Below are 24,002 nucleotides of genomic sequence, written 5' to 3'. Positions count from 1 at the left end.
CAATTAAAAGCTTGATGTGCTGCAACATGTGCAGCGATGCTCGAAAATCAACGTTTGTAATAATTCACTTAAATGAATTACTGCTTGGTCACTCTTCAAGACTTGATATTTTTTGTGCTGCCGAAGCAGCTGGATATCGTCTTGTGAGTGCCCACACAGATTGTCTGATAAATTGTTAAAGAGCGTGGTTACCGGGTTGTTTCTCGGTAACGCGGGAGGCAGATAATACGCTTTCCCGCTGAAGAGTCAACCTTTTTTCTCTTGCGAGAACCGGTATCTTTACCGGGTTGATTCTTCCTGCCTGGGCGACGTGTTGGTCGTTGTTCCCGGTCAGTGGAGGCGCATTATAGGGAGTTCCGCGCAGGCCGCAACCCCTAAATTCAAAAAACGGTTCAATCGCTCAATAAAAACACAAAAAAGCCATTTTCGAGTATTTATCGTCCTAAAATGACCGTTTTCAGGTTGGGGAACCGCAGAAATACACCAACAGCAACCCCATAAAAAGAACCGGGGCAGTAAGAACTGCCCCTATCTATAGCCGAAATACCGGTAATGCTTATTGCTTAGCAACGATATGTTCGTTTTCCACATCCAGCGTCACATGTTTACCCGGTATCAGCTTCCCTGAAAGGATTTGCTGCGCTAACGGGTTTTCGATTTCCTGCTGAATTGCACGCTTCAATGGTCGAGCCCCATAAACAGGGTCATAACCGGTTTTACCCAGCAACTCCAACGCAGGCTCCGTGATACTGACTTCATAGCCACGTTCTTCCAGTCGTTTATACAGACGCGCCAACTGAATCTTAGCGATTGCTGCAATATGTTTCTGACCAAGTGGGTGGAAGACCACCACTTCATCGATACGGTTGATGAATTCCGGGCGGAAATGATGACTTACCATCTCCATCACTGATTCCTTCATCTGCGCATAGTTAACCTTCCCAAAGTGCTCCTGAATCATATCCGAGCCCAGGTTAGAGGTCATAATCACCACGGTATTGCGGAAATCAACGGTACGACCTTGTCCGTCGGTCAGTCGTCCATCGTCCAACACCTGCAATAGAATGTTGAACACATCCGGATGCGCTTTTTCTACTTCATCAAGTAGGATCACAGAATAAGGCCGACGGCGTACCGCTTCCGTCAAATAGCCGCCTTCTTCATAGCCGACATAGCCAGGAGGTGCCCCCACCAGCCTTGAGACCGAGTGTTTTTCCATAAACTCGGACATGTCGATGCGCACCATAGCATCGTCACTGTCAAACAAGAATGAAGCCAACGCTTTACACAGCTCGGTTTTACCTACCCCAGTTGGGCCAAGGAACAGGAATGAACCGATCGGTCGATTCGGATCAGAAAGGCCTGCACGGCTACGGCGAATAGCATTCGATACTGCAACCACGGCTTCATCCTGGCCAATCACCCGCGAATGCAGCTCTTGCTCCAGGCGCAACAGTTTGTCACGCTCGCCTTCCAGCATTCTGGCAACCGGAATACCTGTCGCTTTTGCCAGCACTTCGGCAATTTCCGCATCGGTAACACGGTTACGCAGCAACTTCATCGTTTTGCCTTCGGCCTGCGTCGCGGCAGCAAGTTGTTTCTCCAGCTCTGGAATTTTGCCGTACTGCAACTCAGACATGCGAGCAAGGTCACCTAAGCGACGAGCCTGCTCCAGGGTAATTTTGGCTTGTTCAAGTTCAGCCTTGATATTCTGCGTACCAGAAAGCGAGGCTTTTTCCGCTTTCCACTCTTCTTCCAACTCAGAATACTCACGCTCTTTCTGCTCAAGCTCACTGCTCAGCATTTCCAAGCGTTTCTTACTGGCATCATCAGATTCTTTATTCAGCGCCTGCTGTTCCAGTTTCAACTGGATGATACGGCGTTCCAGACGATCGAGCGATTCCGGCTTGGAATCCATCTGCATGCGTATACTGGATGCGGCTTCATCAATTAAGTCGATGGCTTTATCCGGTAACTGACGATCGGAAATATAGCGATGCGATAAGGTCGCCGCAGCCACAATCGCCGGATCGGTAATCTGCACATGGTGATGCAGTTCGTAACGTTCTTTCAGCCCACGCAGAATGGCGATGGTATCTTCGACCGTAGGTTCTGCCACATAGACCTTCTGGAAACGACGCTCAAGCGCGGCATCCTTCTCTATATACTGGCGATACTCATTCAGCGTGGTTGCCCCAACGCAATGCAACTCGCCGCGGGCAAGCGCAGGTTTAAGCATATTGCCCGCATCCATCGCACCATCGGCCTTACCGGCGCCCACCATGGTGTGCAGTTCGTCGATAAACAGAATAACGCTGCCTTCCTGTTTGGAAAGATCGCTCAATACACCTTTCAGGCGCTCCTCAAACTCGCCGCGATATTTGGCCCCGGCAATCAGAGCTCCCATATCCAGAGAAAGTACACGCTTGTGCTTAAGCCCTTCCGGCACTTCACCGTTAATGATGCGTTGTGCCAAACCTTCAACAATGGCGGTCTTACCGACACCCGGTTCACCGATCAGAACCGGGTTGTTTTTGGTTCGACGTTGCAATACCTGAATGGTACGGCGAATCTCTTCATCACGACCAATAACCGGGTCAAGTTTACCCTGCTCAGCACGCTCAGTAAGATCGATGGTGTACTTCTTCAACGCCTGACGCTGATCTTCAGCACCTTGGTCATCCACGCTGTCGCCACCCCGCATTTGTTCAATGGCTTTAGATATTTTATCAGCCGTCGCGCCAGCGGCTTTTAGCAGGTCGGTCAACGTACCACGATCTTCAAGTACCGCCAGAACAAACAGCTCGGAAGAAATAAATTTGTCGGCGCGCTTTTGCGCCAGTTTGTCACACAGGTTAAGTATGCGTACCAGTTCGTGTGATGGCTGAACATCACCACCGGTACCTTCAACTTGTGACAGACGAGACAGCGCCTGATCGATTTCGCTGCGTACACGCCCAGCATCGATCCCGGCAGAAGTTAATAATGGGCGAACCGTGCCTCCATCCTGATTGAGCAATGCACTCATCAAATGTAACGGTTCGATAAATTGATTGTCGCGCCCTAGGGCCAAAGATTGGGCATCGGCGAGGGCAAGCTGGAATTTATTGGTAAGACGATCCAGACGCATAACACCTCCAATAGTGTTCAAAATTGCTACAGGAGATTAAATGAGGTCATCCCTCAAATTTTCAAGGTTATTTTGACACTATATTTAGGTACAACGTCATGCATCTGTGGATCGTCCTAGGGCAGTAGGTTATATCACCCAGATCAAACTTGCCAGACGTCCGGTTACTCCATCGCGCCGATAGGAGAAAAAATGACTCATTTCAGTCACTGTGCAACGATTCCCACCGTAAATGGCGAAAATACCCGCTCGCTGAAGGCGCTGGCGAGCCAAATGGTAGATGTCAGCGAGGAATTTTTCACCCCGAGGAGTAAATGCTGAAACAGCAGCATGGTCGGCAGCAATAAATGCTGCACGCACTTCCGCCCCCACTTCAAACTGCCGTGGGCCGATTGCTGGGCCGAGCCAAGCGGTGATCTTACTCGGCGCTGCAGTAAAACGTTCTACCGTACGTTCCAAGATACCATCACAGAGCCCACGCCAACCCGCGTGGGCTGCCGCCACTTCGTCACCAGCCTGTGAAGCAAACAGTACCGGCAGACAATCTGCCGTCATCACCGTACACACCTGCCCTAGCTGGTTGCTGTAAGCCGCATCGGCCTGCAAGTCGCTGGGTATTTTGCCGTCTAACTCCAGCACACGCGTCCCATGCACTTGCTCCAACCAATATGGCATCTGCGGCAAACCAGCGCCCTCGACCAGCCGTTGGCGATTACAAGCCACTGCATGCATGGTATCGCCTACGTGAGCCCCAAGGTTCAAGGAGTCGTAAGGTGGTAGGCTGATACCACCATGGCGAGTAGTGCTGCAGGCTTTTACCCCAGCCGGTATTGGCCAATCGGGCAGAATGAGCGAGTCCATTACCAATCCATCTGATCTTTGAATTCTTCGGTATCGGCTTTCAACGTATTGATCAGATCAACCATATCCTGTGGCAATGGCGCATGCCATTCCATCTGGATGCCACTGATCGGATGATACAAACGCAGCATCGTGGCATGCAGCGCCTGGCGATCAAACCCACGGAGGGTGCTGATAAACGACTCAGATGCCCCTTTCGGCGGACGCGGACGGCCACCGTACAGCGGATCGCCCACCAACGGATGGTTGATATGCGACATATGGACACGGATTTGGTGAGTTCTGCCGGTCTCCAGGCGCAAGCGCAGGCGAGTATGTGCGCGGAAATGCTCCATAATACGGTAATGGGTTACTGCGGGCTTTCCCATAGGATGCACGGCCATATGGGTGCGTTTGGTGGAATGGCGCGCAATCGGCTCTTCCACTGTGCCACCCGCCGTCATCGTACCAATCGCCACCGCTTCATATTCACGGGTAATTTCACGCGCCTGTAACGCTTCTACCAAGCGGGTCTGTGCCGGAACGGTTTTCGCCACCACCATCAGACCAGTGGTATCTTTATCCAGACGGTGAACAATACCCGCACGCGGTACATCGGCAATTTCCGGATAATAGTGCAGTAACGCATTAAGCACCGTACCATCAGGGTTGCCTGCACCCGGGTGTACTACCAGATCACGGGGTTTGTTAATCACCAGGATATCGGCATCTTCATAGACGATGTCCAAGGCGATATCCTGCGGTTCCCAACGGGCGTCTTCTTCTATCTGTGCATCAATGGCGACCGTTTCCCCCCCCAGGACCTTCTCTTTCGGCTTGTTGACGGTTTTACCATTGACCTGCACCCGGTCTTCCAGGATCCAATCTTTTATGCGTGATCTGGAATAATCAGGGAACAATTCAGCCAAAGCCTGATCTAAACGTTGTCCGAGTTGCGTTTCGGCAACCGTTGCGGTGAGTTGTACTTGTTGTGCCATATACAGGATTCTTCGTTAACGTTGGGTTTTCACGGCGATGCCGTTTAATATAATGTGCTATTGTAACTGGTCTTTTGTCGGGAGCTTAACGGACAGTCTCCCGGAATAACACCCTGAGGATAATCAAAACGTCATGACGCGTATGAAATATCTGGTGGCGGCAGCCACGTTGAGCCTGGCGCTGGCTGGTTGCTCCACATCCAAGGATGCGGTTCCCGACAACCCACCTTCGGAAATCTATGCTACTGCCCAGCAAAAACTGCAGGACGGGGACTTTAAGGGCGCGATTAAACAACTCGAAGCGTTAGATAACCGCTATCCTTTCGGGCCGTACTCCCAGCAAGTCCAGTTGGATCTGATTTATGCCTACTATAAATCTGCCGATTTACCGATGGCGCAGGCCTCGATCGATCGCTTTATGCGTCTGAACCCTACGCACCCGAACATTGATTACGTCATGTACATGCGCGGTCTGACAGATATGGCGCTGGACGACAGTGCGTTGCAAGGCTTCTTCGGGGTTGACCGCTCTGACCGCGATCCGCAGCATGCTCGCATCGCTTTTCGCGATTTCAGCCAGCTACTTCAGCAGTATCCGAACAGCCAGTACGCCACTGACGCTTACAAACGTCTGGTGTTCCTGAAAAACCGTCTGGCTAAGTATGAGCTTTCGGTGGCGGAATACTACACTAAACGCGGTGCTTACGTCGCGGTTGTTAATCGCGTTGAGCAGATGATGCGTGAATTCCCAGATACTAAAGCGACTCGCGATGCGTTACCGCTGATGGAAAACGCCTACCGTCAACTGGAGTTGAACGCGCAGGCGGACAAAGTGGCGAAAATCATCGCTGCTAACCCGGCGTAACAATGTAGGCTGTAACAGGTACAAAAATGGCAGCTTAGGCTGCCATTTTCATTGGCGGCAAATTCAGGTAAGCAAAGTAGACTCACAAGATAAAACAACATATTAACAAGGCGGTAGGCACGTTAACCTATCGATAATGCGCGCTCTATTGGCAAGACTCAAGCGTTAGATAACTATTTCAGAGCCTAAATCACAGATCGAGTTAACTTTGCAAGAAGTGACAAAAAAACGTGATTTCTTTCACCCATTTCAACAAAAAGAGGGTTATGCTGAATATATCCAAGACGGAAAGACAGAGAGGTAGGTTATATGACAGTCAACATTACCAGCAAACACATGGATATCACCCCCGCAATCCGTAGTCACGTCGAAGACCGTCTCACTAAACTGGATAAATGGCAGGCCCAGCTGATCAACCCTCATATTGTTTTGTCTAAAGAACCTAAAGGGTTTGCTGTAGACGCTACCATTACCACACCTAACGGCCCGCTGGTTGCCAGCGCCAAGCATGAAGATATGTATACCGCCGTTAATGACCTGATCGCCAAACTTGAGCGACAGCTGAATAAAGTGCAGCACAAGAGTGAAGCACGCCGCGCATACGCGAGTGTGAGAGACCTCGCCCCTGAAGTGGCACCGGAAGAGTAATCACTTTTCCACGGTTGTTTTACATCAAACGCGCTCGAGGGCGCGTTTTTTGCCTGTCGGTTTTTATTGACAGGACGAAAAGCCTGCGGTTACCTTAACCCTGTACACACCTATTTTTTGGATACCAATGACGCGTAAACCGTTTTTCTTCGCATTCTTTTTTACCTTCCCCTGATTGGGAGGCGTTTCGTCGTGTGATAAAGAATGCGAAGACGAACCACTAAGCCTCCTGAAACCAGGGGGCTTTTTTTATGGCGATTCAACGACTATGCCCAAAATAATTCGAGTTGCTTGAAGTATGACGGGTATATAAGAACACAAAACAAGGCTGATTATGACTGATAACCCGTTACTCGTGCTGCGCGAACGAATTAGCGCACTGGACCTGAAACTGCTGGCACTGCTGGCAGAACGCCGTGAACTGGCGGTGGAGGTGGGCAAAACCAAACTGCATTCCCACCGACCAATCCGTGATAAAGAACGTGAACGCGATCTGTTAAACGCACTTATTACCGCCGCCAAACCTTACGACCTGGATGGTTTTTACGTCACCCGTCTGTTCCAGTTGATCATCGAAGATTCCGTGCTCACCCAGCAGGCGCTGCTGCAACATCAGTTGAATCAAATCAGCCAGCACTCCGCACGCATTGCCTTCCTCGGCCCCAAAGGCTCCTATTCACATCTTGCAGCACGCCAATACAGCGCACGCCATTTCGATCAGTTAATCGAATGCGGCTGTCAGAAATTCCAGGACATCTTTGTTCAAGTTGAAACCGGCCAAGCGGATTACGCCATTCTGCCGATCGAAAACACCAGTTCCGGTTCGATCAACGACGTGTATGACCTGCTGCAACATACCAGCCTGTCGATTGTGGGTGAGTTGACGTTGCCGATCGATCACTGTGTGTTGGTTGCAGGCAAAACCGATCTGGAGCAGATCGAGGTCGTTTACAGCCACCCACAACCTTTCCAGCAATGCAGCCAGTTTATTAACCGTTATCCACACTGGAGAATCGAGTATTGCGAAAGCACTGCTGCCGCCATGGAGAAAGTGGCAGAGCTGAATTCACCAAAAGCGGCGGCCTTGGGTAGCGAAGCAGGTGGAGCACTCTATCAGTTGCAGGTACTTGAGCACGATCTGGCTAATCAGCAGCAGAACATCACCCGCTTCATCGTGCTGGCACGCAAGGCGATCGAGGTCTCAGAACAGGTTCCGGCTAAAACCACACTCATTATGGCTACAGGACAACAGTCAGGTGCCCTGGTAGAAGCCTTGCTGGTATTGCGCGACAACGACATCATTATGACCAAATTGGAATCGCGCCCGATCAACGGCAATCCATGGGAAGAGATGTTTTATATTGATGTGCAGGCCAATCTGCGTTCAGAGCCCATGCAGAAGGCGTTGAGAGATTTAGCCCCGATTACCCGCTCATTGAAGGTGCTAGGGTGCTATCCAAGTGAAAATGTAGTGCCAGTCAACCCGTCTTAAAGGCAAAAAAAGAGGTTCGGTAAAACCGAGCCTCTTATCCATCAACAAACAGCGAACTATTGGCGGCTGTCATTTGCCTGTCGCAACAACGAGCGGCTTTCCACCAGGAAGCGCTGGGCATAATCACCAAACCAGTGTTCCACTTTCTGGAAGCTTTGGATAAATGCCTGTTTGTCGCCATGTTCCAGCAGCTGAATCGCCTCACCAAAACGCTGATAGTAACGTTTGATCAGATGAATATTTTCTTCTGAAGACATAATGATATCTGCATACAACTGCGGATCCTGTGCAAACAGGCGGCCAACCATCGCCAATTCCAACCGGTAGATCGGTGAAGACAATGCCAACAACTGCTCCAGTTGAACATTCTCTTCAGCCAGATGCAGGCCATAGGCAAAAGTCGCAAAATGTCGTAGTGCCTGGATAAAAGCCATGTTCTGGTCATGCTCAACGGCGCTGATACGATGCAGCCGTGCGCCCCAGACCTGCAACTGTTCCAGCAACCACTGATAGGCTTCCGGCTGGCGTCCATCGCAATACACCACCACCTGTTTAGCTACACTGCCAACATCCGGGCCAAACATCGGGTGAAGCCCGAGAACCGGCCCACCATGGGCGGCCAGCATGGCCTGCAGTGGCCGATTTTTGACAGAAGCCAGATCGATCAGGATGCAGTCCTCCGGCAACGGTGGCAACTGGCCGATCACCTGTTCGGTGACATGGATAGGTACGCTGACAATCACCATCCCGGCATCAGCCAGCAGAGCATCTGCCTGTGACCAATCTTCCTGATCCAGCACTTTCACCTGATAACCGGACAAGGTCAGCAAGCGGTTAAACAAACGCCCCATCTGACCATTACCACCAATAATGACAATCGGACGCAGTTGCGGACACAGCGTTTTAAAACCTTTGTCATTCTCACTGGTGTAGGACTCACGCATCACCCGGCGTAGCACATCCTCAATCAGATCAGGCGGCACACCCAGGCCTTCGGCCTCTTTACGGCGCGAGAGCAGCATTGCTGCCTCGCGCTCAGGGACATAGACCGGTAAACCGTAGTGACTTTTAACTTCCCCCACTTCCGCAACCAGTTCCAGGCGCTTTGCCAGCAACCCCAGTAATGCTTTATCTACTTCGTCAATTTGATCGCGTAATGCGGTCAGTTCGGCCACCATAACTCACTATTCTCCAGTGCGAGCCGTCAGCACTGCGCCGAGCTCTTGATGCATTTGGCGCAACAAGGTCTCTGTGCTCTCCCAGTTGATACAGGCATCGGTCACTGAAACACCGTAGCGCATCTCTGCGCGCGGCTGTTCAGACGACTGATTCCCTTCATGCAGATTACTCTCCAGCATAATACCAGTGATTGAACGGTTACCTGCTTTGATCTGCTCAACGACGGATTCGGCAACAACCGGCTGACGGCGATAATCTTTATTTGAGTTGCCATGGCTGCAATCTACCATCAAGGAAGGTTTGAGTCCTGCATCCTGCATCTGTTTTTCGCAAGCGGCGACGTGCTCAGCGCTGTAGTTTGGCGTCTTGCCACCACGCAGGATCACATGGCCGTCCGGGTTGCCCTGAGTTTGCAGCAAACAGACCTGCCCGGCCTGATTGATCCCGACAAAGCGGTGTTGCATTGAAGCAGCACGCATGGCGTTGATCGCCGTCCCCAGGCTACCGTCCGTGCCATTTTTGAAGCCGACCGGCATTGAAAGGCCAGACGCCATCTCGCGGTGCGTCTGTGATTCTGTGGTACGAGCGCCGATCGCCGACCAACTGAACAGATCGCCCAAGTATTGCGGGCTGTTAGGATCCAACGCTTCGGTAGCCAGCGGCAAGCCCATGCCCACCAGATCCAACAGCAGACGACGCGCGATGTGTAACCCGGCCTCAACATCAAACGTTCCATCCATATGAGGATCGTTGATCAACCCTTTCCAACCAACCGTGGTTCTTGGCTTTTCGAAATAGACACGCATAACGATATACAGCTGATCGCTCAGTTCAGCCGACAGCACTTTCAGACGACGCGCGTAATCCAGTGCCGCATCAGGATCATGGATCGAACAAGGCCCACACACTACCAACAGGCGGTGATCCTGCCCTTTCAGAATGTTGGCAATGGTTTGGCGCGCAACAGAGATTTCATTCTCATCGCGAGCGCTGAGTGGGTGTTGGTTTTTCAGCTCTTCCGGGGTAATCAGAACCTGTTCAGCACTGATGTGTACGTTGTTGAGCGCGTCTTTTTGCATGATGCTATTCCTGTCTTGTGCCGTTATACGTGAATGTTGATAGTCGTTCGACTGTTATGCCGCCTACATTACCATGCAATGTAAAGATTTCAATCCATTTAATGTAAATAAAAAATTACCATTACAAGCATCCGGCCAGTAAAGCTCAAAAAACACAAATAAAACAATTCAATTAATTGTTTTATATGGCAAAATAAAGCAAGAGGCATTGGTAAATCCTACCTGACCATCTCGCGACTTCACGCAAATACACGCCATGTGTACCAAAATATTTACACCAAAGACCATCCTCATGAAGACAGAACCTTCGTGACTCCCTAAAAGGGGGAGTGGTATGAACGACATAACCAACGCGACATACGACGTGCAGCATGGCAATTATTAGCCCCCGCGAATTAAACAACTAAAAAACAATTACCCTACAATTAACTGGCAATTAATTTTCAATAATTATTCAATTCAATTTATTCCTGAAAATTTAAAATAAGTATTGAATAAAAATTGCTTAATCTCACAGTTATCCCTCGCTAAATAAATAATCATGGCTGCAAATCGCTTGCACCTCTTAAGAGGTAATCTGCAGAGACAGAGCCCGCCTCATCTGCCTTGAGAGGTGATAAACGTTAGCATTTTTTCATTTTCCACAAGGGACACTCATGATAACTCTGGAATTCGCGATTATTATTCTCTGCTTATTAGTCGGCACCCGATTTGGTGGTATGGGGCTCGGTTTAATTAGCGGCATTGGTTTATTCCTGCTGTGCTTTATATTCGGGCTTGAGCCCGGAAAACCTCCTGTTGATGTCATGCTGACTATTCTGGCGGTCATTGGCTGTGCTTCGGTTTTACAAACCGCTGGCGGCCTGAATGTTATGATGCAATATGCTGAACGCTTGCTACGCCGCCACCCTCAGCACATTACGTTGTTAGCCCCGTTCACCACCTGGATGCTGACATTTTTGTGCGGCACCGGGCATGTGGTCTACACCATGTTCCCGATTATCTCCGACATCGCCATCAAAAAAGGGATCCGTCCTGAACGCCCGATGGCCGTGGCCTCTGTTGCTTCGCAAATGGCTATTACCGCTTCACCCGTTTCCGTGGCCGTTGTCTCGTTGGTTTCGATCATTGCTGCCGGTCATGGTATCGGTAAGGCTTATACACTGGTTGAAATTCTTGCGGTCTCTATTCCTGCTTCATTGGTTGGGGTCATGATGGCCGCCTTGTGGAGCCTGCGCCGTGGTAAAGATCTGGATAAAGATCCTGAGTTCCAAGCGAAAATTCAGGACCCAGAGCAACGCGCGTACATTTATGGCAGTACCGAAACGCTGCTCAACCAGAAATTCCCGAAACAGGCTTATTGGTCCACGGCCATTTTCTTCGCTGCCATCGCTATTGTGGTACTGCTGGGGGCCTTTGCTGAGATACGCCCTTCGTTTGCTGATGCAAAAGGCGTGCTCAAACCGCTGTCGATGAATCTGGTTATCCAGATGATGATGCTCATTGCCGGTGCCGTCATCCTGATGGGTTGCAAAGTGAAGCCGGGAGATATCGCTAACGGTGCCGTGTTCAAAGCCGGGATGGTGGCCATTTTCTCGGTATTCGGTGTAGCCTGGATGAGCGATACCTTTTTCCAGGCGCATATGGGCGATTTAAAACTGCTGTTGGAGGATGTCGTCAAAAGCCAGCCTTGGACTTACGCTATCGTACTGTTCCTGGTATCAAAACTGGTCAACAGCCAAGCCGCTGCTCTGACCGCGATTGCTCCGATGGCATTGCAGTTAGGCGTTGACCCTAAAATGTTGTTGGCATTTTTCCCTGCCGCTTATGGTTACTTTGTCTTACCAACCTACCCGAGCGATTTAGCTTGTATCGGTTTTGACCGTTCGGGGACGACGCGAATCGGCAAATTTATCATCAATCACAGCTTTATCATTCCAGGGCTGATTGGTGTGCTGTGCTCTTGCATCACCGGTTATATTCTGGTGACCACCTTCCTGTAACAACCTCTGCACGGCAACGAATGGCTACCGTTGCCGTGCAACCAGGCCTCGCGCCAGTAACAGGCCAAACATTCAGGGTAAAAGCATTTTGTACCGTGAAGGTGAGTAAATTCAGTAGAAGAAAAATGAATAAGTCGCGAATAAAAATTAAAAACTTAAGCTAATCGAAGCTATTTTGGTCGCCATGATGAACCGATATAATGTGAGCGTTATCACCTATTATCACTTTCAACAACTGGATCCAAAATGCTTTCTTTACGCGCTCGCCGCGCCATTCCGCTGTATTTCAGCTGCTTGACCGCTTTCACCAGTATCCCAGCTCTTGCCGACAACACCCTCTTCACCGCGATGGATGACCCTTCCAGCGCCAAGAAGCCGTTTGATGGTAATATTCAGGCGGGCTATAACTCCCAATCGGGCAACTCGCAGAACTCCACCCTGTTAGCCAACACCACCATGACCTGGTTTAACAGCGACACGGCTTATAGCCTGTGGGGCGCAGCCAACAACACCACTTCTTCCAATGTACGCTCTTCAGAAAGATATCAGGCAGGTGGCCGTACCCGTCACAACCTGGCTGACCGTAACTATATGTTTGGTCAGGCCGGTTGGTTGAACGATCGTTTCAACGGCTATAACTCACGTACGACGGTCACTGGGGGTTATGGTCGCCAGATCTTTAGCGATCCGCCTCATGACCTGCGCGTGGAATTCGGCCCAGGCGTGCGCCACGACGAATATCGCGGTGGCGGTCGTTCCACTCGTGCACTGGCTTACGGCGCAGCCAACTATTCTTATCGGTTGACGGACAATGCCCGTTTATCGGAGGGCCTGTCAGCTCTGGCTAACGATGAAACCACCATCAACTCAGAAACCGCGTTGAACGTATCAATCAACGACGATTTCTCTTTGCGCCTGGCTTACACCGTGACATACAACAGCAAGCCTCCGGCCTCAGCACCAAAGAGCACGGACACCACCACTTCTGTCACCCTGGTGTACGGCCTGTAATTCCGCACGTTCCAACGCTTCTCTTCTAAGCCCGTCATTGATGGGCTTTTTATTGAAGATAAAAAAAGGGCTTACCATACGGTAAGCCCTCAATAACTATTAACTTTTGGATGCAGCGTTAGTTAACGCGGTTCAGACGCTCTTTAATACGAGCAGCCTTACCAGTACGCTCACGCAGGTAGTACAGTTTAGCTTGACGAACGGCACCACGACGCTTAACAGTAATGCTGTCGATTACTGGGGAGTGAGTCTGGAATACACGCTCAACACCTTCGCCGTTGGAAATCTTACGAACAGTGAATGCAGAATGCAGACCGCGGTTACGGATAGCGATAACCACGCCCTCAAATGCCTGCAGACGTTTTTTGCTACCTTCAACGACCCATACCTTAACTTCCACGGAATCACCCGGACGGAATGCAGGCACGTCTTGCTTCATCTGCTCTTGTTCAATTTGCTTAATAATGTTGCTCATAATATGTCTCTTACCCTAGGTAAACTGATATATCGGTCCCGTCTGTCTCAGACGTTCCCTTCATAGTCCTGCTGCTTGGTCTGATGTTCCCGTTGGAACTCAGCCAGCAACACCGCTTGCTCGTCAGTCAGAGCTAGGCTTTCTAGAAGTTCAGGTCTTCTAAGCCAGGTACGGCCCAGCGACTGCTTTAAGCGCCAGCGACGTATCTCGGCATGGTTGCCCGACAGTAAAACCGGCGGAACTTCCATCCCTTCCAACACCTCGGGGCGGGTATAATGTGGGCAGTCCAGCAATCCATCAACAAAAGAGTCCTCTTCTGCTGAAGCCTGATGGCCCAGCACACCCGGTATAAAACGGGCGACTGAATCAATCAGAGTCATTGCCGGCAGTTCCCCACCGCTGAGAACGTAATCGCCGATTGACCATTCTTCGTCAATTTCGGTTTGAATCACGCGCTCATCAACCCCTTCATAACGGCCACACACCAGAATCATCTTCTGATTAGCCGCCAGTTCGCGCACACCGTTTTGATCCAGCTTGCGCCCCTGAGGTGACAGATAAATCACCTTTGCTCCCTCGCCTGCCGCTGCTTTTGCTGCATGAATGGCTTCCCGTAAAGGTTGCACCATCATCAACATTCCCGGTCCGCCGCCATAAGGACGGTCGTCCACGGTACGATGCCGATCGTAGGTGAAGTCGCGTGGACTCCAACACTGCACGCTCAGCAGGCCATTTTTTACTGCCCGGCTAGTCACCCCGTAATCGGTGATTGCGCGGAACATCTCAGGAAACAGGCTTACAATACCAATGAACACCAGCCAATCCCCATCTTGTTATTCCACTTGCTTCGACCGCTAAATCCGGAGGTCAAAAACCAGGATCCCACTCAGCCTCAATAATCTTGGCGGCGAGATCGACTTTCTTGATAACCTGCCCATGAAGAAACGGGATCAACCGCTCCTTCATGCCAAATGCATCTTTCAGGTTTGCCCGCACGACCATCACGTCGTTTGAACCGGTTTCCATCATATCAATGACTTTACCCAGCTCGTATCCGGAAGTGGTGACTACCTGGCAACCCATCAGGTCTTTCCAGTAATAATCTTCACCTTCCAGCGGAGGCAACTGGTCGGAATTTACGACAATTTCGCAATTGGTCAGTAAATTCGCCGCATCCCGATCGTCAATACCTTTAACTTTGATGATCAGATCCTGACTGTGGCGCTTCCAGTCTTCCAACTCGATGAGCTGCCACTGACCCGAGCGCTGGATAAACCAAGGCTGATAGTCAAATATGCTTTCGGCGTTTTCGGTGGATGAAAACACTCTGAGCCAACCACGAATGCCGTAAGTAGACCCCATTTTACCGAGTACAATCGGCGCGATCGGTGCTACCGGTTTGAGTTGCTTGCTCATTGCCACCACCGCGACAGATTAAGCTGCTTTCTTGGCTTCTTTGATCAGCGCAGAAACGCGATCAGAAACCGTTGCACCCAGACCCTGCCAGTGCTCAATACGATCCAGGTCCAGACGCAGTGCTTCAGCCTGACCAGATGCGATCGGGTTGAAGAAGCCTACACGCTCGATGAAACGACCATCACGAGCATTACGGCTGTCGGTCACTACTACTTGATAGAACGGACGCTTTTTAGCGCCGCCACGTGCCAAACGAATTGTTACCATAACATCCTCTTTAGTTAATAAAACAGCCGGGCCCCATTGAGGGAACGGGGCCCGGTTGCAATATAAAAAGCCCGAAAATTTTACTCATTTTGGCGCAAAAAGCAATCTAAAGCGTCGCTTGCCAAGAATTCACTTTTGCAGCCTTGATAATTTCGAGCAGTTTTTGCCGCAAGCGGCAACTCTTTGAACGCGTTCACATCTCAAATGCAAACCGTTTTAGCGGCCTAGGAAGCCTGGTGGCATCATGCCTTTCATGCCACGCATCATCTTCGCCATCCCGCCTTTCTTCATCTTTTTCATCATGCGCTGCATCTCGTCAAACTGCTTCAGCAAGCGGTTAACGTCCTGCACCTGCATACCAGAACCTGCCGCGATGCGGCGTTTGCGCGCACCCTTGATAATCTCAGGCTTAGCGCGTTCTTTCAGCGTCATGGAGTTGATAATCGCCTCCATTCGCACCAGAACCTTATCGTCCATCTGTGATTTCACGTTATCTGGCAGTTGCCCGGCACCTGGCAATTTACTCAACATGCTGGCCATACCGCCCATATTGCGCATCTGCTTCAACTGCTCAAGGAAGTCGGTGAGATCAAAACCGTCACCCTTTTTCAGCTTGTTTGCCAGCTTTTCTGCCTGCGCACGGTCAACTTTGCTTTCAATATCTTCGATCAGCGACAGCACATCGCCCATGCCGAGAATACGCGAAGCAACCCGATCCGGGTGGAACGGCTCCAGCGCCTCAGTTTTTTCACCCACACCGAGGAATTTGATCGGCTTGCCAGTGATGTGGCGAATAGACAACGCTGCACCGCCACGCGCATCACCGTCCACCTTGGTCAGCACGACGCCGGTCAGCGGCAACGCTTCGTTGAACGCTTTGGCGGTGTTGGCCGCATCCTGGCCCGTCATGGCATCGACCACAAACAGGGTTTCCACCGGCTTGATCGCCGCATGTACCTGTTTGATTTCATCCATCATCGCTTCGTCAACGTGTAAACGGCCTGCAGTATCGACAATCAGAACGTCGTAAAACTTCAGTTTGGCGTGTTGCAGCGCCCGGTTAACGATATCGATCGGTTTTTCTTGCACGTCAGACGGGAAAAAGTCGATCCCTACGCCTTCTGCCAGAGTGGCCAGTTGTTTGATCGCCGCAGGGCGATAGACGTCGGCAGAAACCACCAGAACTTTTTTCTTCTGTTTTTCTTTCAGAAATTTGCCTAGCTTACCCACGCTGGTGGTTTTACCCGCACCTTGCAAGCCCGCCATCAGCACGACTGCCGGTGGCTGTGCCGCCAGGTTCAGCTCAGTGTTCACTTCCCCCATCGCGGCAATCAGTTCGCTCTTAACGATCTTGACGAATTCTTGCCCCGGCGTCAGGCTTTTGTTCACTTCATGACCCACCGCACTCTCTTTAACGCGGTTGATGAAGTCACGCACCACTGGCAGCGCAACGTCCGCTTCCAGCAGCGCCATACGCACTTCACGCAGGGTATCTTTGATATTCTCTTCGGTCAGCCGCCCACGGCCACTGATATTGCGCAGGGTGCGCGACAATCGATCGGTTAAATTTTCAAACATCGTCTCATGCTCAACGTAAGAGTCAGGCCGCAGTGGCGACACAATTGCGGCGATTATAACACGAAGCAAACGCGATCTCTGCCTCGGCGTTGGAGATCGGTTGGTCTCAGGCACGCTCGACGTTATACTGAGATTCCAATTAACCACGCCGATATTAAATAACGCTATGCCAGTTTTCTCTATTGTGGCTTTGATAGCCTACCTGTTGAGCCTTGGACTGATTATTCCCAGTTTGTTGCGGAAGAATAGCGCTTACCGTCGGCTGGCTATCGTTTCGGCCATCATCGCGCTGATTTGCCATGCCATAGCACTCCAGCAACGCATTTTCGATGTCAACACCGGGCAAAACCTCAGCCTGCTGAACATTGGTTCGGTTGTCAGCCTGATCATCTGTTCGGTGATGACCTTCGTCGCTTCACGCGATCGCGGCTGGTTCCTGCTGCCCATTATTTACAGCTTTGCGATTATTAATCTGGCCTTAGCCAGCTTTGTGCCTGGTGAGTTCATTACCCATCTGGAAGCCAGCCCAGAACTGATGGTGCATATCGGCCTGGCGCTATTTTCTTACGCCACCCTCATGATTGCCGCACTTTACGCCCTGCAGTTAGCCTGGCTGGACTATCTGCTGAAAAACAAGAAGCTCAGCTTCAGCGCCGATATGCCACCGCTGATGAGCATTGAACGCAAGATGTTCCATATCACCCAGATTGGTGTGGTGCTGCTGACTCTGACCCTGTGTACCGGCCTGCTCTACATGGATAATTTGTTCAGCAAAGAGAACGTGCATAAAGCCGTGCTGTCCATCATGGCGTGGTTTGTCTACATCGTCTTATTATGGGGCCACTATCACGAAGGTTGGCGTGGCCGCCGCGTGGTCTGGTTCAGCTTTGCCGGTGCCTTTCTTCTTACGCTGGCCTATTTCGGCAGCCGCCTGATTCAGGAAGTGATGGTGCGCTAGAATACAATCTAGAGCCCTCATTCCGGTGAGGCTTTCTTTCTCTATGCATAAGGAATATCGCCTTGGAGCATGTTTCGACAGAGACCCTCATTCTCATTCTGGTGATTATGATTGTGATCTCCGCTTATTTTTCGGCATCCGAAACCGGCATGATGACGCTCAATCGCTACCGTTTACGTCATTTATCCAAGCACGGTAATCGGGGCGCTCGTCGGGTGGAGAAACTACTGCAAAAACCCGATCGCCTGATAGGTTTGGTGTTGATCGGCAATAACCTGGTCAATATTCTGGCTTCTGCCTTGGCAACTATCGTTGGTATGCGCCTGTATGGCGATCTCGGTGTAGCCATTGCTACAGGGATCCTGACCTTTGCGGTACTGCTGTTTGCTGAAGTGCTGCCGAAGACCTTTGCGGCGCTTTACCCTGAACGTATCGCGTTTCCCAGCAGTTTTCTGCTGGCACCGTTGCAAAAAGTTATGTTCCCACTGGTGTGGTTGTTAAACGGCCTCACCACCCTGTTCTTACGCATTTTCGGGATCCGCACCAATGTACGGATCAGCGGGGCCTTGAGCCAAGATGAACTACGCACCATCGTGAATGAATCGCAGTCAAAGATTTCGCGTCGTAATCAGGACATGCTGATTTCGGTGCTGGATCTGGAGAAAGTCACGGTAGACGACATTATGGTGCCGCGTAACGAAATCGTCGGTATCGATGTCAATGATGACTGGAAGTCGATCATGCGCCAGCTCACCCACTCCCCACATGGCCGCATTGTGCTGTATCGCAGCTCGCTGGACGACTCCATCGGCATGCTGCGCGTACGTGAAGCCTACCGTCTGATGACTGAAAAGAAAGAGTTCAACAAAGAAAACCTGTTGCGCGCCGCCGATGAGATTTACTTTGTGCCGGAAGGCACACCGCTCAATGTGCAACTGGTTAAATTCCAGCGTAACAAAGAGAAAGTAGGCATTGTGGTCGATGAATACGGCGATATTCAGGGCTTGGTCACGGTAGAAGATATCCTTGAGGAGATCGTTGGTGATTTCACCACCTCAATGTCGCCAACTCTGGCTGAGGAAGTCAATCCACAAAGCGATGGTTCGGTACTGATTGACGGCACAGCCAACGTACGTGAGCTGAATAAGGCCTTCAACTGGAACTTACCCGCTACAGAAGCCCGCACCATCAATGGCATGCTGTTGGAGGCGTTGGAAGAGATCCCCGATATCGGTAAACGGGTGCGTATCGGCCATTACGATATCGATATCCTCGACGTGCAGGACAACATGATTAAACAGGTGCGCGTCACACCAATAAAATCCTTGCAGGCCAGCGTACAGAATCATTAATTACGCTTTGATATAAAAAGAAAAAGACGCGGATTCGCGTCTTTTTTAGTCTCTGAATGCTGGCAGGACTAAATATGCAGTTCCTGCAGTTTATCTTTTGGCAGTGCCAATTCATCGTTATGGTTCACAGCAACGCCATGGTCGAGAATATGCTTGGCGATCTCCTGCGCTTCTTCCAGCGAATGCATGTGGTAAGTGCCACATTGGAATTCATTGAGCTCAGGAATTTTACGCTGGTCAGTCACTTTCAGCACGTCGGCCATCGCCGCTTGCCAGGCATCGGCCACACGCTGCTCTTCTGGCTCACCAATCAGGCTCATGTAAAACCCAGTACGGCAACCCATTGGTGAAATGTCGATAATCTCCACACCGTTACCATTCAGATGATCGCGCATAAAACCGGCAAACAGGTGCTCTAGCGTATGGATACCACGTTCCGGCATCACTTCCAGATTCGGGCGACAGAAGCGCAGATCGAATACGGTGATGAGATCGCCATGAGGAGTTTTCATGGTTTTAGCAACGCGGACAGCCGGAGCTGCCATACGGGTATGGTCTACGGTAAAACTATCCAACAATGGCATGTGTCCTCCCCTTCATAAATTGCATTTATTCCGAAACTTTTTTCCCGTCACGGGAAACCTTTTTCAACACTGCGAGTCTGAGTATATGAAAGACGCGCATTTGTTATCATCCTCATCCCTGTTATCAGAGATGTATATTTGGCCACATTGACGTGGCCTTTTCTTTTTTAGCTCCCACCGTTTGCTTTCAGGAACTCATCAAAGCTTAACGTATCACTGGCTTCCAGATCGCGCTGACGCTGCCATGATGCTTTCTGCTCCTGAGCCAACTGCTCCTCAGTTAACAGCTCTAGTGGTTCTGTCGTCAGCATCTGGCGATACTGTTCCGCCAAACCAAGGCCAACACGGCCAATGCCTTCGGCTTTCATCGCTTGCAGAATACGGGCCGAGAATGTCAGCTCAGGATCGTCGAACGCCGCGACCAACTCATCACAAACCTGTTGATACTGCTGATTGCCCGCTTCGCTATCCAGCACCTCAGCCACACGCCGTAGATCGCCAAACAACGCTTTCCCCACCTTTTCCAATGGTTCGCGGGTATCATCACAGCCGATACCAATAGTTTGCCCAGGCTTGCGCCCTTCCAGAATCACGCGATTCCAGTTTTTACGGGTACACAGCAGTTCGTCACTGCTCATCTCCGGTGCATCAGCCAATACGCACCATACCAGGAACAGATCCAGGAAACGTGCCTGTACCGCATCCACACCAATTGGCGAGAATGGGTTGATATCCAGCGAGCGAACTTCGATATATTCGATGCCGCCGCGTAACAACGCATCTGAAGGCGTTTCACCGCTGCGAGTGACACGCTTTGGCCGGATTGGCGCGTAAAGCTCATTTTCTATTTGCAATACGTTGCTATTGAGCTGCAGGTAGCGATCGCCCTCTTTCACTCCTAACTTGGCGTATTCTTCAGAAGGTGTAGCGATCGCACGCTTCAACCCTTGAACGTAGCTTTGCAGATTGTTGAAAGTAATCCCAAGATTACTCTGTGACTTATTGGTATAGCCGAGATCGCTCAAACGCAACGAAGTGGCATAAGGTAAATAACACATACCATTCTCGTTGCGCTCAAACGGCAAATCGGTCTCGCGCCCTTTCAGGAACGAGGAGCAAATTGCCGGGGAGGCCCCAAACAGATACGGAATCACCCAACCAAAACGGTAATAGTTACGGATCAGGCGGAAATACCCCGCCGAAATCTGTTCTTTACCACTTTCGGCATCTTCAACCCCTGCCCACGCTTGCCAGAACTCCAGCGGCAGAGAAAAATTATAGTGCACACCGGAAATGGTCTGCATCAACGCGCCGTAGCGATTCTTCAGCCCTTCGCGGTAAAGCGTTTTCATACGGCCAATATTTGATGAGCCAAATTGCGCCAGTTCGATATCCTGCTCAGCGCCGATAAAACATGGCATGCTCAGCGGCCACATGCGTTCATCGCCCAGGTTCCTCGCCACATGACGATGAATATCATGCAAGAACGTCAACAAGTGCTCGATGTCGTCATCAACCGGCGTGATAAACTCTAACAACGCCTCAGCAAAGTCGGTAGTAATCCAATGGTGCGTTAATGCCGCCCCTAGTTTCTCTGGATGACCCGTTGTAGCAAGCGTGCCATCTGCGGTGACTCGCAGTGTCTCACGCTCAATACCACGCCGGATCCCTTTTAATGCATGAGGGTGGGCTTCCAACCAGGAAAGCGCCTGTGATACGTTCGGGATCAAATTGACCTCCCGCAGCTAAAAAAACGATAACTTGTAAGCATGCTGAATCCGCTCCCAAGTGAATATTGAATGATATTCACTTGCTTAATGCCACCAGGCGATCCCCTGCAGCGTAATCATAGTTAATAGGATGTAACGCAGCGCTTTTCCGAGACACAGAAACAGCGTAACAGAGCCCCATGGCATGCGCAGCCAACCTGCTAACACGCACAACAAATCGCCCACTACCGGCAACCAACTGAGCAGCAGCGCAGCAGGGCCAAAGCGTTTTAACCAACCGAGCGCCGTTTCCAGCCCCCGTTGTGGTTTCAACTCCGGTAATAGACGCCCAATAATGACGTTGGTTAATCCACCCAGGGTATTACCCAACGTCGCAGCCAGCACCAATAGACTTGGTGAAACACTGCTGTTGGTTAGCAAAGCGACCAACACCACTTCAGAGTTGCCCGGCAGCAACGTTGCACTAAGAAAGCTGCTGCCGAACAATGACAGAATGGCCAAGGTACTACTCACAGCGTGCGAACATCGACAACAGCCATCTTCGCACGCTTGGCAGCTTGGATACCAAAATCGGCATCTTCAAACACCACACAATTTTCTGGTAGTACCCCAATCAGTTCGGCGCAGCGCAGAAAGGTATCTGGCTCAGGTTTATGCCGCTGTACATCATCCGCCCCCACAATAGCATCGAAATAATTGAGTAAGCCTAAATGGCGCAACAGCATCTCTGCCATGCGGTGCTCACTGCCCGTTCCCACAGCCATTGGGCGGCGGCCATGATAAGATTTTACCACTTCAATCAATGGCAATGGGCGAACGCTATCCAACAGCATCGCCTCTACCGCTCGAGTTTTCTCTGCAGCCAGATGATGGGGATCAAGCTCCGCCCTATGCGCCACAATGATCGCCTGAGCAATATGCCAAGTCGGCGAGCCGTTCAATGCCACCATCGCCGCCTCGTCGAACTTCATGTCATAGCGCGCCAATACCTGATGCCACGCCTGGCGATGCGTCGATTCCGTATCCAGAATCGTACCATCCATATCGAAGATCAGACCCTGATAGCGATCGTACATTACACCCCCATTGCCGTTGCAGAAAGAGAGCCACTTTAGCGTAAAGCAGAAAGCTTGTCGCTGCTTGAACATGACGGAAAGTGCTGAATGGAAACAACAAGGGGTACAAAGCGAAAAACCCGCCGAGGCGGGTTTTTCTTATATGGTGCATCCAGGAGGATGACTTGGCTACGCCTCGCCCTTCGGGCCGTTGCTAACGCAACGTTATCCTCCGTAGAGGAACTTTCTCATTCGCATCTCATTGAAACAGAAGTTTTGCGGCAAGTGCGTTTGAGAATGGTGCATCCAGGAGGATTCGAACCTCCGACCGCTCGGTTCGTAGCCGAGTACTCTATCCAGCTGAGCTATGGATGCAATTTGATTTCTTAGAGAGTTGGTTTCGTTCCGTGAAACTTCACTTGAAGAATGGTGCATCCAGGAGGATTCGAACCTCCGACCGCTCGGTTCGTAGCCGAGTACTCTATCCAGCTGAGCTATGGATGCACAGGAATTCTTTTTGATACCTTATGGTATAACTTCAATCGCTTACCATATGGCTAAATATGGTGCATCCAGGAGGATTCGAACCTCCGACCGCTCGGTTCGTAGCCGAGTACTCTATCCAGCTGAGCTATGGATGCAAATGGCGGTGAGGCGGGGATTCGAACCCCGGATGCAGCTTTTGACCGCATACTCCCTTAGCAGGGGAGCGCCTTCAGCCTCTCGGCCACCTCACCATACGCTTCTTGCGAATTGTGCCTAACTTGCTTTAGATAAGCTCATCGGCACTGCGTGGCGCACATATTACTTTCCCCGACTTATAAGTCAAACAATTTTTCCTAACTCCTGCGCGTTTGCACAAATCACAGGCAACATGCGTGATTTCACGACAAAAAGAGTGTTTTATCAACAAGCAAACCTGCGGTTAGATAGCGCAAAAGAGCATGCTGAAAAGAAAAATTATTGGGGGAAGTACGGAAGAATTGGAAAGATAGGCACAAGTAAAGCAGCAAGAGCGTCTCGCAATAAAACGAGACGCAGCTCAGAAATCAGTAAGTCGTCTGTTGAGACTTCTCGGCTTGGATACGCTGGTAGATTTCTTCACGGTGCACAGACACCTCTTTAGGAGCATTCACACCAATACGAACTTGGTTGCCTTTAACCCCTAGTACTGTAACCGTGACCTCATCACCTATCATGAGGGTTTCACCAACTCGACGAGTCAGAATTAACATTCTTTGCTCCTTGAAAGATTAAAAGAGTCGGGTCTCTCAGTTTCCCCGCCATTATCCATCATATTCAGTGAAAACGTAAGCCGTAGAGCCCACAATAAATGTAAGCA

General features: G+C 50.7%; 23 protein-coding genes, 4 tRNA genes and 1 other annotated feature. Of the genes, 8 read left to right on the top strand and 19 right to left on the bottom strand.

From position 1 onward, the window contains the following. Positions 1-556 precede the first annotated feature (556 nt). From clpB to rluD, 3 genes are all read right to left on the bottom strand, one after another. Positions 557-3,130 (bottom strand): ATP-dependent chaperone ClpB, encoded by a 2,574-nt coding sequence (gene clpB / locus IV04_RS17480; protein ID WP_037404042.1) that lies wholly within the window; start codon positions 3,128-3,130, stop codon positions 557-559. 129 nt (positions 3,131-3,259) lie between these two features. Beyond that, positions 3,260-3,991 carry a purine nucleoside phosphorylase YfiH gene (yfiH, locus tag IV04_RS17475; RefSeq protein WP_037404043.1) on the bottom strand — a complete coding sequence of 244 codons (732 nt, stop codon included), beginning with the start codon at positions 3,989-3,991 and terminating at the stop codon, positions 3,260-3,262. Next, positions 3,991-4,968, bottom strand: a complete 978-nt coding sequence (gene rluD, locus IV04_RS17470) for a 23S rRNA pseudouridine(1911/1915/1917) synthase RluD (RefSeq protein WP_037404044.1) — start codon at positions 4,966-4,968, stop codon at positions 3,991-3,993. Before rluD ends, yfiH begins: the two co-directional genes overlap by 1 nt. A 133-nt stretch (positions 4,969-5,101) precedes the next feature. Between rluD and bamD the strand changes: the two genes are divergently transcribed. The 4 genes from bamD to pheA all read left to right on the top strand — a co-directional run bounded on the left by bamD (position 5,102) and on the right by pheA (position 7,973). Then, positions 5,102-5,833, top strand: a complete 732-nt coding sequence (gene bamD, locus IV04_RS17465) for an outer membrane protein assembly factor BamD (protein ID WP_037404046.1) — start codon at positions 5,102-5,104, stop codon at positions 5,831-5,833. A 309-nt stretch (positions 5,834-6,142) separates the two neighbouring features. Then, positions 6,143-6,481 (top strand): ribosome-associated translation inhibitor RaiA, encoded by a 339-nt coding sequence (gene raiA / locus IV04_RS17460; protein WP_037404048.1) that lies wholly within the window; start codon positions 6,143-6,145, stop codon positions 6,479-6,481. Positions 6,482-6,607: 126 nt separating this feature from the next. Then, positions 6,608-6,734, top strand: a sequence feature (Phe leader region). Then, entirely contained in the window at positions 6,609-6,656 is a 48-nt protein-coding gene (locus IV04_RS26605) for a hypothetical protein (protein WP_197062210.1), read from the top strand. It overlaps the preceding feature by 48 nt. A gap of 81 nt (positions 6,735-6,815) precedes the next feature. Then, positions 6,816-7,973 (top strand): bifunctional chorismate mutase/prephenate dehydratase, encoded by a 1,158-nt coding sequence (gene pheA, locus IV04_RS17455; protein WP_037404049.1) that lies wholly within the window; start codon positions 6,816-6,818, stop codon positions 7,971-7,973. A 56-nt stretch (positions 7,974-8,029) separates the two neighbouring features. Here the strand turns inward: pheA and tyrA are convergent, their stop codons facing one another. Further along, the gene (tyrA, locus tag IV04_RS17450; RefSeq protein WP_037404050.1) at positions 8,030-9,151 is read right to left on the bottom strand and encodes a bifunctional chorismate mutase/prephenate dehydrogenase; all 1,122 of its coding nucleotides are present in this window, start codon (positions 9,149-9,151) and stop codon (positions 8,030-8,032) included. Between the two features lie 6 nt (positions 9,152-9,157). Next, complete coding sequence (locus IV04_RS17445) at positions 9,158-10,231, bottom strand: 3-deoxy-7-phosphoheptulonate synthase (RefSeq protein ID WP_037404052.1); 1,074 nt, start codon at positions 10,229-10,231, stop codon at positions 9,158-9,160. 656 nt (positions 10,232-10,887) lie between these two features. Between IV04_RS17445 and IV04_RS17440 the strand changes: the two genes are divergently transcribed. Both IV04_RS17440 and IV04_RS17435 read left to right on the top strand, forming a co-directional pair. After that, on the top strand, positions 10,888-12,234 hold the full coding sequence (locus IV04_RS17440; RefSeq protein ID WP_037404054.1) for an anaerobic C4-dicarboxylate transporter: 1,347 nt from the start codon (positions 10,888-10,890) through the stop codon (positions 12,232-12,234). 246 nt (positions 12,235-12,480) lie between these two features. Further along, the gene (locus IV04_RS17435; RefSeq protein ID WP_037404056.1) at positions 12,481-13,245 is read left to right on the top strand and encodes a YdiY family protein; all 765 of its coding nucleotides are present in this window, start codon (positions 12,481-12,483) and stop codon (positions 13,243-13,245) included. A gap of 118 nt (positions 13,246-13,363) precedes the next feature. On the opposite strand, the gene rplS is transcribed toward IV04_RS17435, so the two are convergent. The 5 genes from rplS to ffh all read right to left on the bottom strand — a co-directional run bounded on the left by rplS (position 13,364) and on the right by ffh (position 16,981). After that, positions 13,364-13,720, bottom strand: coding sequence for a 50S ribosomal protein L19 (gene rplS / locus IV04_RS17430; protein WP_037404058.1), 357 nt, complete (start codon positions 13,718-13,720; stop codon positions 13,364-13,366). A gap of 47 nt (positions 13,721-13,767) precedes the next feature. After that, positions 13,768-14,535, bottom strand: a complete 768-nt coding sequence (gene trmD, locus IV04_RS17425; protein WP_037404060.1) for a tRNA (guanosine(37)-N1)-methyltransferase TrmD — start codon at positions 14,533-14,535, stop codon at positions 13,768-13,770. Between the two features lie 52 nt (positions 14,536-14,587). Continuing rightward, entirely contained in the window at positions 14,588-15,136 is a 549-nt protein-coding gene (gene rimM / locus IV04_RS17420) for a ribosome maturation factor RimM (protein ID WP_037404062.1), read from the bottom strand. 18 nt (positions 15,137-15,154) lie between these two features. Next, positions 15,155-15,403: a 30S ribosomal protein S16 gene (rpsP, locus tag IV04_RS17415; RefSeq protein ID WP_037404063.1), complete on the bottom strand. Its 249-nt coding sequence runs from the start codon at positions 15,401-15,403 to the stop codon at positions 15,155-15,157. A gap of 216 nt (positions 15,404-15,619) precedes the next feature. After that, the gene (ffh, locus tag IV04_RS17410; RefSeq protein WP_037404064.1) at positions 15,620-16,981 is read right to left on the bottom strand and encodes a signal recognition particle protein; all 1,362 of its coding nucleotides are present in this window, start codon (positions 16,979-16,981) and stop codon (positions 15,620-15,622) included. 166 nt (positions 16,982-17,147) lie between these two features. Here ffh and IV04_RS17405 point away from each other — a divergent pair, with 166 nt between their 5' ends. After that, positions 17,148-17,939 carry an inner membrane protein YpjD gene (locus IV04_RS17405; protein WP_037404065.1) on the top strand — a complete coding sequence of 264 codons (792 nt, stop codon included), beginning with the start codon at positions 17,148-17,150 and terminating at the stop codon, positions 17,937-17,939. Between the two features lie 62 nt (positions 17,940-18,001). After that, on the top strand, positions 18,002-19,291 hold the full coding sequence (locus IV04_RS17400; protein WP_037404068.1) for an HlyC/CorC family transporter: 1,290 nt from the start codon (positions 18,002-18,004) through the stop codon (positions 19,289-19,291). Between the two features lie 68 nt (positions 19,292-19,359). Here the strand turns inward: IV04_RS17400 and luxS are convergent, their stop codons facing one another. The 9 genes from luxS to csrA all read right to left on the bottom strand — a co-directional run bounded on the left by luxS (position 19,360) and on the right by csrA (position 23,895). Continuing rightward, the gene (gene luxS, locus IV04_RS17395; RefSeq protein ID WP_037404070.1) at positions 19,360-19,875 is read right to left on the bottom strand and encodes an S-ribosylhomocysteine lyase; all 516 of its coding nucleotides are present in this window, start codon (positions 19,873-19,875) and stop codon (positions 19,360-19,362) included. Between the two features lie 167 nt (positions 19,876-20,042). Further along, positions 20,043-21,605, bottom strand: coding sequence for a glutamate--cysteine ligase (gene gshA, locus IV04_RS17390; RefSeq protein ID WP_037404072.1), 1,563 nt, complete (start codon positions 21,603-21,605; stop codon positions 20,043-20,045). Positions 21,606-21,689: 84 nt separating this feature from the next. After that, positions 21,690-22,118 (bottom strand): YqaA family protein, encoded by a 429-nt coding sequence (locus IV04_RS17385; RefSeq protein WP_037404073.1) that lies wholly within the window; start codon positions 22,116-22,118, stop codon positions 21,690-21,692. Then, the gene (gene yqaB, locus IV04_RS17380; RefSeq protein WP_037404074.1) at positions 22,115-22,681 is read right to left on the bottom strand and encodes a fructose-1-phosphate/6-phosphogluconate phosphatase; all 567 of its coding nucleotides are present in this window, start codon (positions 22,679-22,681) and stop codon (positions 22,115-22,117) included. The genes IV04_RS17385 and yqaB overlap by 4 nt, the downstream gene beginning before the upstream one ends. Positions 22,682-22,958: 277 nt before the next feature. Continuing rightward, positions 22,959-23,035: transfer RNA gene (locus IV04_RS17375), tRNA-Arg, on the bottom strand. Positions 23,036-23,087: 52 nt separating this feature from the next. After that, a tRNA-Arg gene (locus IV04_RS17370) sits at positions 23,088-23,164 on the bottom strand. 60 nt (positions 23,165-23,224) lie between these two features. After that, positions 23,225-23,301, bottom strand: a tRNA-Arg gene (locus tag IV04_RS17365). Between the two features lie 3 nt (positions 23,302-23,304). Next, a tRNA-Ser gene (locus tag IV04_RS17360) sits at positions 23,305-23,397 on the bottom strand. Positions 23,398-23,709: 312 nt separating this feature from the next. Then, positions 23,710-23,895, bottom strand: a complete 186-nt coding sequence (gene csrA, locus IV04_RS17355) for a carbon storage regulator CsrA (protein WP_004091602.1) — start codon at positions 23,893-23,895, stop codon at positions 23,710-23,712. Positions 23,896-24,002: the final 107 nt, after the last annotated feature.

Origin of the sequence: Serratia sp. Ag1, from assembly GCF_000743355.1 — a bacterium.
GTDB lineage: Bacteria > Pseudomonadota > Gammaproteobacteria > Enterobacterales > Enterobacteriaceae > Chania.
Note: the sequence above shows the minus strand (reverse complement) of the source record. Positions and strands in the feature narration are given on the sequence as shown.